This is a genomic window from Mycobacterium sp. (assembly GCF_032159765.1).
Taxonomy (GTDB): domain Bacteria; phylum Actinomycetota; class Actinomycetes; order Mycobacteriales; family Mycobacteriaceae; genus Mycobacterium.
Genome location: NZ_JAVHWM010000200.1, coordinates 12,849 through 24,967, shown reverse-complemented (window position 1 = coordinate 24,967; position 12,119 = coordinate 12,849). Strand labels below are relative to the sequence as shown.

The 12,119-nt window shown below is 69.2% G+C and carries 8 protein-coding genes; 6 read left to right on the top strand and 2 right to left on the bottom strand.

The annotated features are described in order from the left end of the window. Positions 1–14: 14 nt before the first annotated feature. Positions 15–3,146: an ATP-dependent helicase gene (locus tag QOH60_RS25480; RefSeq protein WP_526424662.1), complete on the top strand. Its 3,132-nt coding sequence runs from the start codon at positions 15–17 to the stop codon at positions 3,144–3,146. After that, positions 3,092–6,472, top strand: a complete 3,381-nt coding sequence (locus tag QOH60_RS25475; RefSeq protein ID WP_526424716.1) for an ATP-dependent helicase — start codon at positions 3,092–3,094, stop codon at positions 6,470–6,472. Before QOH60_RS25480 ends, QOH60_RS25475 begins: the two co-directional genes overlap by 55 nt. Here QOH60_RS25475 and QOH60_RS25470 read toward each other — a convergent pair. Then, on the bottom strand, positions 6,445–6,828 hold the full coding sequence (locus QOH60_RS25470) for a DoxX-related protein (protein ID WP_526424661.1): 384 nt from the start codon (positions 6,826–6,828) through the stop codon (positions 6,445–6,447). The two genes, QOH60_RS25475 and QOH60_RS25470, sit on opposite strands and share 28 nt — an antisense overlap. Before the next feature lie 129 nt (positions 6,829–6,957). On the opposite strand from QOH60_RS25470, the gene QOH60_RS25465 reads away from it, so the two are divergent. Then, positions 6,958–7,977 (top strand): potassium channel family protein, encoded by a 1,020-nt coding sequence (locus tag QOH60_RS25465; protein ID WP_526424715.1) that lies wholly within the window; start codon positions 6,958–6,960, stop codon positions 7,975–7,977. Next, positions 7,977–8,891 (top strand): NAD(+) diphosphatase, encoded by a 915-nt coding sequence (gene nudC, locus QOH60_RS25460; protein WP_526424660.1) that lies wholly within the window; start codon positions 7,977–7,979, stop codon positions 8,889–8,891. Before QOH60_RS25465 ends, nudC begins: the two co-directional genes overlap by 1 nt. Positions 8,892–8,996: 105 nt before the next feature. On the opposite strand, the gene QOH60_RS25455 is transcribed toward nudC, so the two are convergent. Further along, positions 8,997–9,248, bottom strand: coding sequence for a mycoredoxin (locus tag QOH60_RS25455; protein ID WP_526424659.1), 252 nt, complete (start codon positions 9,246–9,248; stop codon positions 8,997–8,999). A 75-nt stretch (positions 9,249–9,323) separates the two neighbouring features. On the opposite strand from QOH60_RS25455, the gene QOH60_RS25450 reads away from it, so the two are divergent. Together QOH60_RS25450 and QOH60_RS25445 are read left to right on the top strand one after the other, a co-directional pair. Continuing rightward, positions 9,324–11,414, top strand: a complete 2,091-nt coding sequence (locus tag QOH60_RS25450) for a UvrD-helicase domain-containing protein (RefSeq protein WP_526424658.1) — start codon at positions 9,324–9,326, stop codon at positions 11,412–11,414. Positions 11,415–11,838: 424 nt separating this feature from the next. Continuing rightward, on the top strand, positions 11,839–12,108 hold the full coding sequence (locus QOH60_RS25445; RefSeq protein ID WP_526424657.1) for a WhiB family transcriptional regulator: 270 nt from the start codon (positions 11,839–11,841) through the stop codon (positions 12,106–12,108). The last annotated feature ends 11 nt before the right edge of the window (positions 12,109–12,119 follow it).

Genomic DNA, 12,119 nt, shown 5'->3' with positions numbered 1-12,119 from the left:
GGTGTCATGCCCACATGGCCTCACCGGAACAGATCGCTGACCCCGCGACGCCCTTCTCTCTTCGCGCAAGCGGCTCATCGACGCCTTTTTCTCTTCGCGCAAGCGGCTCATCGACGCCCGGCTGGGTCCGCGTGCTCGGCGGTCCGGGCACGGGGAAGACCAGCCTGCTTGTCGGCGCCGCCGCCGTCCGGATCGCCGCAGGCGTCCACCCGGAATCCGTTCTGCTGCTGTGCCCGACGTCGCGGGCCGCCGTCCGCACACGCCGTGCGCTCGCGAAAGAGCTGACATCGCACGGCGCGAGTCCCGTCATCCGCGAGCCGCTCGTCCGTACGGTGCACTCGTACGCGTTCGCCGTGCTGAGGCTGGCCGCCCAGCGCGCCGGCGACCCGCCCCCGCGCCTGGTGACCGGCACCGAGCAGGACGGCATCATCCGCGAGCTGCTCGCCGGTGACCTCGAAGACGGCGAGCGCGCCGCGGTCAGCTGGCCGGAACCGCTGCGGCCGGCGCTGGCCACAACGGGATTCGCCACCCAGCTGCGGGACCTGTTGGCGCGCTGCGCAGAACGGGGCATCGACGGGCCGGCACTGCAGCGGATCGGCCGCCTGCACGGCCGCAGTGAATGGGTGGCGGCGGGCAAATTCGCCCAGCAGTACGAGCAGGTGATGATGCTGCGTGCCGCAGCGGGGCGGGCGGCGCCGCAGGCCACCGTTCCTGCACTCGGCGCTGCCGAACTGATCGGCGCGGCGCTCGACGCGTTCGCCGCCGATCCGGAACTTCTCGCAGCGGAGCGTGAGCGTCTGCGCGTCCTCCTGGTCGACGACGCACAACACCTCGACCTGCAGGCCGCCCAGCTCGTCACGGCGATCGCGGGAGGTGCGGCGGTGTCGGTGGTGGCCGGCGACCCCAACCAGACCGTGTTCGGCTTCCGCGGTGCGCATCCGGGCCTGTTGACCGCAGACGGCGATCACGTTGTGGCGCTGACGAAGTCGCATCGCTGCGCACCGGCCATCGCGAGGGCCGTCACCGGCGTCGCGGCCCGGTTGCCAGGCGCCAACCACGGCCGCGCAATCGAGGGCACAGGCGACGTGCCGGGTTCGTTCATGGTCCGGCTCGCGTCCTCGGAGCACGCCGAGGCGGCGCTGATCGCCGACGCACTGCGGCGCGCGCACCTGATCGACGGGGTGCCGTGGTCGCAGATGGCTGTGATCGTGCGATCGACTCCCCCTGCGGCGGCGGTGCTGCCACGGGCACTGTCGGCCGCCGGCGTCCCCGTGCGCACCGCCGCGCCCGCCGCGCCGCCCATCCGCCATCCCGCGGTGCGCACGCTGCTGACCGCGTTGGCATCCGGCTCGGGCGGCCTCACCGTCGCGCAGGCGGTGGCACTTGTCACCGGCCCGATCGGGCGAGTCGACCCCGTGTCGCTACGAGGCCTGCGCCGAAGCCTTCGACGCTGTGACGCCGGGTCGGCGGACTTCGGCTCTCTTCTCGTCGACGCGCTCACCGGAGACGCAGTCGCCCAACCCGCACTTGCCGGCCCCCACGCGGCGGCGCTGCATCGGGTGCGGGCCGTACTGGACGCCGTTGCCGGGGTCGCGGGAGACGATCCTCGTTCGGCCCTGTGGCAGGCGTGGAGTCGGTCCGGTTTGCAGCAGCGTTGGATGCGTGCCCGGGCGCGCGGCGGCGGCGCGGGCGCGCAAGCCGACCGCGACCTGGATGCGGTCACCACGCTCTTCGACATCGCCGAGGACTACGCCGCACGCACTCCGGGTGCCACCGTGCGCGGACTGGTCGACCACGTCAGCGGACTGACACTTCATCCGCCGGAACGCGAGCCGCTGGTCGAACCCGAGGTCGTGGCGATTCTCACTCCGCACGCGGCGGTCGGCCGCGAGTGGGACTTCGTCGTCGTCGCCGGCATTCAGGAAGGTGTGTGGCCCAACACTATTGCCCGTGGCGGTGTGCTTCGCGCCCAAGAGCTCGTCGACGTCCTTGACGGTGTCGATACGCCGGTGTCGCGCCTGGCGCCTGTGCTGGCCGAGGAGCGGCGCCTGCTGGTGGCGGCCCTCGGTCGGGCCAGGCGCCGCGTACTGGTGACCGCCGTGGACAGCATCGCGGACGACGCGGCCGTGCCTTCGGCATTCGTCGACGAGCTGGCGCAGTGGGCAGATCACACCGGCGACCCGGAGCCCGCCGCGCGGACTTTGACGCCAGCTGCGCTGGTCGGCCGGCTGCGAGCGGTGGTGTGCGCGCCCGACGGTGCGGTCGGCGAACATCAAAGGCAATGCGCCGCAACACAATTGGCTCGCCTAGCCGCCGCGGGTGTGCCTGGTGCCGACCCTGCCGGGTGGTACGGCATGGCGCCCGTCAGCACCGACCAGCCGCTGTCGAACGGCGCGCCAGTCACCTTGTCGCCTTCGGCGCTGCAAACGCTGGCCGACTGCCCACTGCGCTGGCTGCTCGAGCGGCACGGTGGCACCGACGGCCATCAACTGCGTTCCACGTTGGGTTCGCTGGTGCACGCCCTGATCGCTGCACCAGGCACCACCGAGGCCCAGCAGCTCGATGTGCTTGAAAAGATCTGGGCTGCTCTGCCTTTCGAGGCACAGTGGCATTCCCGCAACGAGCTTGTGCGCCATCAGGCGATGCTGTCGGCGTTCTTCGGATGGCGCGCGCAGACCCGCCACCAGCTGACCGAGGTCGCCACCGAGGCCGACGTCGACGGTGTGCTGCCCAGCCCACAGCAGGAGCTGCCTAATGTGAGGGTCAAAGGCCGCATCGACCGACTGGAACGCGACGCCGAGGGGAGGCTGGTCGTCGTCGACCTCAAGACCGGCCGGACCGCAGTCACCAAGGACGACGCGCAGCGCCACGCACAGCTCGCGATGTATCAGCTCGCGATCGCGGCGGGCCTGGCGCCCGCAAGCGGCGGTGAACCCGGTGGCGGCCGGCTGGTCTATCTGGGCAAGCCGGGCATCGCCGAACGTGAGCAGGACGCGCTGACCCCTGATTCGGCCGGCGAGTGGCAGCGCGTGGTCCACGAAGCCGCGGCCGCTACGGAGGGGCCCGAATTCCTGGCCCGCGTCAACAGCGGCTGCACCCACTGCCCGGTGCGGTCCAGCTGCCCGGCACTCGGGGCGCGCCGATGACGCCGTGCGATGGTGGCTCCGCAAGCGTCGCTCCGTGCAATGGTCGCTCCGCAAGCGTCGCTCCGTGCAATGGTCGCTCCGCAAGCGTCGCTCCGCACCACAGCCCGGCCCGACTGGCCGAGGCTCTCGGACTGCCTGTGCCCACCGACGAACAGGCCGCGGTGATCGCGGCGCCGCCTGGACCGATGGTGGTGATCGCGGGGGCCGGCGCAGGAAAGACCGAGACGATGGCGGCGAGGGTGGTGTGGCTGGTCGCCAACGGCTACGCCGAGCCGGGCCAGGTGCTCGGCCTGACGTTCACCCGCAAGGCCGCCGGGCAGCTCATGCGACGGGTGCGGTCACGGCTCGCACGGCTCGCGGGCGCAGGGGAGGGGGACGCCCCTGCAGACGCGGAGCCGGCCACCGTGAGCACCTACCACGCGTTCGCGGGGGCGCTGCTGCGCGACCACGGACTGCTCCTGCCGATGGAACCCAACACCCGGCTGCTCAGCGAAACTGAGCTGTGGCAGTTGGCCTTTCGGGTCGTCTGCGATTACCCGGGCGACCTCGACACCGACAAGAACCCTGCCACGGTGGCGTCGATGGTGCTGCGGCTGTCCTCGGCATTGGCCGAGCACCTCGTCGACACCGCGCAGCTTCGCGATACCCACGTCGAGCTCGAACGGCTGGTGACCACGCTGCCCGCGGGCCCCTACCAGCGCGAGCGCGGGCCCAGCCAGTGGCTGCGCCGACTGCTCGCGGTGCAGCACGAACGCACCCAGCTGGTGCCGCTCGTCGACGCGCTGCACGCGCGGATGCGCGAAGACAACGTGATGGATTTCGGTCAGCAGATGGCGCAGGCGGCTCGGCTGGCCGTCACCCATCCCGAGGTCGGCGAGCAGCTCAGAGCCCGCTACCGCGTCGTGCTGCTCGACGAGTACCAGGACACCGGGCACGCGCAGCGCATCGCGCTCTCGGCGCTGTTCGGCGGCGGAGTCGACGACACGCTGGCCCTGACCGCCGTCGGCGACCCGATTCAGTCCATCTACGGCTGGCGAGGCGCGTCGGCCACCAATCTGCCGCGTTTCGCCACCGATTTCTGCCTCGCCGACGGAAGTCCCGCGCCCACCCTCGAGCTGCGTACCAGCTGGCGAAATCCGCCGCAGGCTCTGCATCTGGCGAACGCGGTGTCCGCGCAGGCGCGCCGCCGGTCGGTGGCGGTGCGCACGCTGCGGGCACGGCCAGGTGCGCCGGCCGGCGCCATCCGGTGCGCTCTGGTCGGCGACGTGCGCCACGAACGGCAGTGGGTGGCCCAGCATCTCGTCGTGCGCTATCACGAAGCGAAAAGTGTTGGGGCACAGCCGCCGACCGCAGCCGTACTGGTCCGGCGCAACTCCGACGCGGCCCCGATGGCCGAAGCAATCGCCGCGCTGGGTGTGCCGGTTGAGGTCGTCGGGCTGGCCGGATTGCTCGAGGTGACCGAGGTCGCCGACGTCGTCGCCATGTTGCGGCTGGTGGCCGACCCGACCGCAGGCTCGGCCGCGATGCGTGTGCTCACCGGTCCGAGGTGGCGCTTGGGCGGCCGTGACATCGCGTCGCTGTGGCGGCGCGCATCGGAACTCGACGATAAGTCGATTGCGCCGTCGTCGCCGGAAACGATCGCGGCGCAGGCTTCACCTGACGCCGACTCGGCCTGTCTTGCCGATGCGATATGCGATCCGGGTGCGCCTGGGCGCTACTCGGCCGAGGGCTATCGGCGCATCATCCTGCTCGGCCGCGAGCTTACGGCGTTGCGCGGCAAGCTCACTCATCCGCTTCCCGACCTGGTCGCAGAGGTGCGGCGGGTGCTCGGCGTCGACGTGGAGGTCAGGGCGAGTAGGCCGGTGGCAGACGGCTGGACGGGCAGCGAGCACCTCGACGCATTCGCCGACGCCGTCGCGGCTTACACCGAGGGGCCCAGCGCGTCGGTCACCGGTCTGTTGGCCTACCTCGACGCGGCGATGACCGTCGAGAACGGTTTACCACCAGCTGATCTCAGCGTGTCGAAGGACAGGGTGCAGGTGATGACCGTGCACGCGGCCAAGGGCCTCGAGTGGCAGGTGGTCGCGGTACCGCATCTCACCTCCCGCATCTTCCCGTCCACCGCGTCCGCGCGCACCTGGCTCACCGACGCCGCCGATCTGCCTCCGCTACTGAGAGGTGACCGCAGCCAGGGCGGCCGACACGGGGTGCCGGTATTGGACACCTCGGCGGTGACAGATCGAAAGCAGTTGTCCGACACCATCAACCGGCATCGACGTCAACTCGACCAACGGCGGACCGACGAGGAGCGGCGGTTGCTGTACGTGGCGATCACGCGCGCTGAGGATACCCTGCTGCTGTCCGGGCACCACTGGGGGCCGTCCGCGGCCAAGCCCAGCGGGCCGTCGGAGTTCCTCACGGAACTGAAGGAGATCATCGACACAGACGGTGATCCGGTCACCGTGATCGAGCAGTGGGCGCCGGTACCCGCGGCCGGCGAGCGGAACCCGTTGCGCGACGAGGTGAATGAGGCGGTTTGGCCAGCCGACCCGCTGGGTTCGCGGCGCGCCGAATTGCAGTACGGGGCCGCGCTCGTGCGGGCGGCCGGAGAAGAACCGCTCGACGGCGCCGACGACCCGGAAGGTTGGGCCGCCGACGTCGACGCGCTGCTGGCGGAACGTGCGCAGAACGCAGCTGGTCTGGGAAGCGTTCTACCGCAAGAGATTTCGGTGAGCACGCTGGTGGATTTAGGCCGCGACCCGGCTGTGGCCGCAGAGCGGCTGAGCCGCCGGCTACCTGCGCGTCATGACCCCAACGCGTTGCTGGGCACCGCCTTCCACGGCTGGGTTCAGCGGTTCTACGGCAGTGAGCGACTCTTCGACCTCGACGACCTGCCCGGCGCCGCGGATGCCGCGCTCGCCGACGCTGAGCGCCTCGGACCGCTACAGCGGGCGTTCACCGCGTCGTCGTGGGCGTCGCGCACACCGTTGGATGTCGAGGTGCCGTTCGAGATGACGCTGGGGGGCACCGTCGTGCGCGGCAGGATCGACGCCGTGTTCGCCGACGCCGACGGTGGGGTGACAGTGGTGGACTGGAAGACCGGGGCGCCGCCCTCGTCAGCCGAGGTGCTGCGTGAGGCAGCGGTCCAGCTTGCTGTGTACCGGCTCGCGTGGGCCGCGCTCACCGGCTGCGAGGAAGCCAGCGTGCGCGCAGCATTCCACTACGTGCAGGCGGGCCGGACGCTGGAACCCGAAACCCTGCCTGGTGCAACAGAATTGGCCGAGCTGCTGGAATCGGCTCAGGACCGCCAGACCTTGAGCGCCTGAGTGATCATCGGGATTTGCAGCGGCAGCCGTGCAAGCGTGGCGATCCGCGCGGGCCACCCCTTGTGCCACCACAGGCGCACGTGGTTGACGTTGCCGGGGAACACACCGACGAACAGCAGCACAGCGGCCAGGCCGCCGAACCGACGCGTGGGCGGCGCCAGCAACAGCGCGGCGGTCGCAAGCTCCGCGACTCCCGACGCGTAGGTGTAGAAGCGTGGGGTCCCCGGCAATTCGGTGGGAACGATGCCGTCGAACGGCTTAGGAGCGACGAAATGGAGCGTGCCTATGCCGAGCAGCATCACGCCCATCCGGGTCGCCGTGGTCGCGGCAGAGGCGCTCGCGTTGGCCTCAGTCATTTCTCGTTCGTCTTTGTCATGAGAGCATTGTGCGCGTGCCTCCCGGCCCTGACCGCAGCCCCATCATGACGGGGCAGCGTGGCCAGACATAACGGCCGCTTCGGCGCCGCCGAAGACGCTCTCACTTCCATGCCGGACGCCGCGTTGGTGGACATCCTGCGCATCCCGGAAAAATTCATCAGCCCGGGACACCGGATCTTCCGCCGGATCGTGTACGCGGCGCTTGCCCTTCTGGCGGCTGTGTTGATCGTCTACCTCGACCGTGACGGATACCGCGACGGCGGGCAGAACGACAGGCTGGACTTCCTGGACTGCTTCTACTACGCGACGGTTTCGCTGTCGACGACCGGTTACGGCGACATCACCCCGGTCACGCCAATGGCGCGGCTGGTGAATGTCCTAGTCATCACGCCGCTGCGGATCGCGTTCCTGATCGTGCTGATCGGCACCACTGTGGAGACGCTGACCACTCAGTCCCGCCAGGCCCTGAAGATCCAGCGATGGAGGAACAGAGTGCGCAACCACACCATCGTCATCGGCTACGGCACGAAAGGCAGGACGGCGGTTGACGCAATGGTGGGCGACGGCACGCCGCCCGCCGAGATCGTCGTCGTCGACACCGACCAGTCCGTCCTGGAACAGGCAACCGCCAGCGGGCTGGTCACCGTGCACGGCAACGCATCGAAGTCCGACGTGCTGCGGCTGGCCGGTGCGCAGCATGCCGCGGCGATCGTCGTCGCCACCAACCGCGACGACTCGGCGGTGCTCGTCACGCTCACCGCCAGAGAGCTCGCGCCGAAGGCCAAGATCGTCGCCGCCGTGCGGGAGGCCGAAAACCGGCACCTGCTCAAGCAATCGGGCGCGGATTCGGTGGTGGTGTCCTCGGAGACAGCGGGCAGGCTGCTCGGCCTGGCCACCTCAACGCCAAGTGTCGTCGAGATGATGGAGGACCTCCTCACACCCGAGCAGGGATTCGCGATCGCCGAACGTGAGGTCGAGCGCCAGGAGGTCGGCGGTTCGGCGCGTCACCTTCGCGACATCGTCCTGGGCGTGGTGCGCAACGGTGAGCTGCTGCGAGTCGACTCGCCAGAAGTCGACGCCCTGGAGCCCGGCGATCGCCTGCTGCACGTCCGCAGCGCGGAGCGCTGATGGCGCTGTCGCTGCGCAACATTCCGCTGCTGGCCCGTGTCGGCGCAGACCGTGCCGACCAGCTGCGCACCGACATCGAGGCTGCGACGACGGGCTGGCCCGACGCGGCGCTGCTTCGGGTGGACACGCGCAACCAGGTGCTGATCTCCGGCGGCCAGGCTGTCCTGGGCGAGGCTCGCGACCTTGGCGACGAACCGCCGCATGACGCGGTGTTCCTCGGGAAGCTGCAGGACGGCCGGCACGTGTGGGGCGTGCGGGCAGCGCTCGTCGCGCCCGAGGACGGTGACGCAGAGGTGCTCGATCTGCGCCGGGCCGGGCAGGTCTTCGACGACACCAGCGCCCAGCTCGTTGCGACCGCGACCGCGCTGCTGAATTGGCACGACGCGGCTCGGTTCAGCCCAGTCAACGGATCACCGACGAAATCCGCCAAGGCCGGTTGGACGCGCGTCGACCCGGTGACGGGCCACGAGGAGTTCCCGCGCATCGATCCGGCGGTGATCTGCCTGGTTCACGACGGCGGGGACCGCGCGGTGCTCGCGCGCCAAACACTGTGGCCCGAGCGGTTGTTCTCGCTGCTGGCCGGCTTTGTCGAGGCGGGGGAATCGTTCGAGGCGTGCGTGCAGCGGGAGATCGCCGAGGAGGTCGGCCTTCACGTGCGCGACGTGCGATACCTCGGCAGTCAGCCCTGGCCGTTCCCGCGCTCGCTGATGGTGGGCTTCCACGCGATCGGTGACCCCGACGAGGAGTTCGCGTTTCACGACGGCGAGATTGCCGAGGCCGAATGGTTCACCCGCGCTCAGGTCCGCGAGGCGCTGGAGAAGGGTGACTGGAGCAGCATGTCGTCCTCGCGCATCCTGCTGCCGGGCTCGATCTCGATCGCGCGAGAAATCATCGAATCCTGGGCCTACGCCTGATCACATTCCTGGCGAGCTGGGGGCACCTCCCGCTTGCGGGGGAACACAAAATCGCACGAAAACCTCTGTGAGAATGCGATTCCGCGTCTGCTCGCGGCGAGCGGGCTAGCTCAGTTCGGCGAGTTTCTGCTTGATCTGCGCAGGGTTCGGATTGGTCAGCGCGGACCCGTCGGCGAACTTCACGGTCGGCACGGTCTGGTTGCCGTTGTTGACCGACCTGACGAACTCCGCAGCAGCCGGGTCGTCCTCGATGTTGATCTCCTCATAGGTGATCCCGTCGGCCTTCAACATCTTCTTGAGCCGCACGCAGTAGCCACACCAACTGGTGGTGTACATCGTCAACGAGGCAACACTCATGACTCGATCTAACCAATTGCGTTTCACGGCGATTCCCGGGCGGGTCTGTCACCCGGTCCTGCCATGATGGGCGCCATGCCGCTCGCCACTTCCGGTCTCACCGCTGACCTCGACGACGAGCAGCACGAGGCCGTGCTGGCTCCGCGCGGCCCGCTGTGCGTGCTGGCCGGGGCCGGCACAGGCAAGACCCGGACCATCACCTGCCGGATCGCCCACCTCGTCACCTCCGGTCATGTCGCGCCCGGTCAGGTGCTCGCGGTCACGTTCACCCAGCGCGCGGCCGGGGAGATGCGCAGCCGCCTGCGGGCTCTCGACGACGGCACCGGAACCGCCTCCGTGCAGGCCGTCACGTTCCACGCCGCGGCACGCCGTCAGCTGCACTACTTCTGGCCGCGGGTCGTCGGCGACACCCGATGGGAATTGCTCGACAGCAAGTTCGCGGTGGTGGCGCAGGCCGCCTCCCGGTTGGGCCTGCACGTGTCCACCGACGACGTTCGTGACCTGGCCGGCGAAATCGAATGGGCGAAGGCATCCCTGATCACTCCGGAGGGATACGCCGAGGCCGTCACCACCGCCGCACGCGACATCCCACTGGACGCAGCGAAGGTCGCGGGTGTCTACGCGGGATACGAGACCGCCAAGGCCCGCCGCGACGGCGTCGCGCTGCTGGATTTCGACGACCTACTGCTGCACACAGCGGCAGCGATCGAAAACGATCCCGCCGTCGCTCAGGAATTTCGTGACCGCTACCGCTGCTTCGTCGTCGACGAGTACCAGGACGTCACGCCCTTGCAGCAGCGGGTGCTCGCCGCATGGCTGGGGGAGCGCGACGACCTGACCGTCGTCGGTGATGCGAACCAGACCATCTACTCGTTCACCGGCGCCACTCCGCGGTTCCTGTTGGAGTTCTCCCGCCGGTTCCCCGAGGCCACAGTGGTGCGTCTCGAGCGCGATTACCGGTCCACGCCCCAGGTGGTGTCGCTGGCCAACCGGATGATCGCGGCCGCGCGCGGCCGGGTCGCGGGCAGCAAGCTGCATCTCGTCGGGCAACGTGAAGCCGGCCCGGCTCCGTCGTTCTCCGAACATCCCGACGAGGTTGCCGAGGCGGCCGCGGTGGCTGCCAAGATCGCGAAGCTGATCGAATCCGGCACTCCCGCAGCCGAAATCGCGGTGCTGTACCGCATCAACGCGCAGTCCGAGGTGTACGAGGAGGCACTCACCGAGGCGGGCATCGCTTTCCAGGTCCGCGGCGGGGAGGGCTTCTTCACTCGCCAGGAGATCCGTCAAGCGATGCTGGCGATGCAGCGCGCCGCCGAGCGCGGGGTCGAGGGAGATCTCTGTCCGCTCGTGCGTGAACTGCTGGAACCCCTCGGTCTGACGCACGAGCCGCCGACGGGTGCGCGCGCCCGCGAGCGATGGGAGGCGTTGGGCGCGTTGGCCGATCTGGTCGACGACGAAGTCGTCCGGCGCCCTGATCTCGACTTGCATGGCCTTATGGCCGAGTTGAGGATGCGGGCCGACGCGCGCCATCCGCCGGTGGTGCAGGGCGTCACGTTGGCGTCGTTGCATGCCGCGAAGGGTCTCGAGTGGGACGCGGTCTTCCTTGTCGGGCTGGCTGACGGCACGCTGCCGATCTCACACTCCCTGGCCCACGGGGCCGACAGCGAGGCCGTCGAAGAAGAGCGCCGCCTGCTCTACGTCGGAATCACCAGGGCACGAATGCATTTGGCACTCAGCTGGGCGCTGTCGCGCACGGCGGGCGGTCGTCAGAGCCGCCGGCCGTCGCGCTTCTTGAACGGCATTGCGCCGCAAGCCGACGCGGTCTCGTCACAGCGGACACGACGCGCTCGTGGTCCGGCGCCGCGGTGCCGGATCTGCAATGCCGCGTTGTCGGGTACCACGGCGATCATGTTGCGGCGCTGCGAGAAGTGTCCCGCCGACCTCGACGAGGACCTCCTCAAGCGGCTCAAGGAGTGGCGACTGGACACCGCCACCACCATGGAGGTGCCCGCCTACGTGGTGTTCACCGACAACACGCTGATCGCAATCGCCGAGCAGCTGCCCGCTGACGACGACGCCCTGATCGCGATTCCGGGCATCGGGGCCCGAAAGCTGGAGCAGTTCGGGCCCGATGTGCTCGCGCTGGTCCGCGCCCGCGCGACATAGTCGCAGGTCAAAAATGGGTTGTCGGATTTCGGTGTTACCCTTAACCTCGACTTGGCGCGTGGGACACCCCTGTGCCAAATGCCAATAACGACGGAAGCTGAGAGGAGGGCCCTGGCAATGACATTGCTCAATACGTATGCGGTAGGTATGCGCTCAGGCGGTACCGGCCGGGCTCTCCCGTGCGCGGGATGGGCCCAATTTGCCATCGATGCGGCGCATGCGAGTGCGACGGCCGCCGCCGTCGCGCAGCGCAAGCACCGCGCCGCGACTGCTTCCGTGGTTAGGGGCATTGTCTAGCCAGCTCCTTCAAACACCAAGGCCACGGACCGCAGTCACCAAGGATCCGTGGCCTTTGTCGTTTATCAGGCTCCTGGTCACGGATCCGCTGAAACCAGCAGGAATCGACCAGGAAAGGGAAATGGACATGACGCACTCGACGCGCGCAGAACGCGCCCTGCTCACCCTGCCGTGCCATGTCGGCGATCCCGACCTGTGGTTCGCTGAGGACCCTGCCGACCTGGAACGCGCCAAGGCACTGTGCGCCGGATGTCCGATCCGGCGCGAATGCCTTACGGCCGCGTTGGAACGTGAAGAGCCGTGGGGTGTTTGGGGCGGTCAGATCTTCGAGCGGGGAGAGATCGTCGCGCGCAAGCGCCCACGCGGACGTCCCCGTAAGAATGCCGTGGCCGCATGAGGCCGACCGCC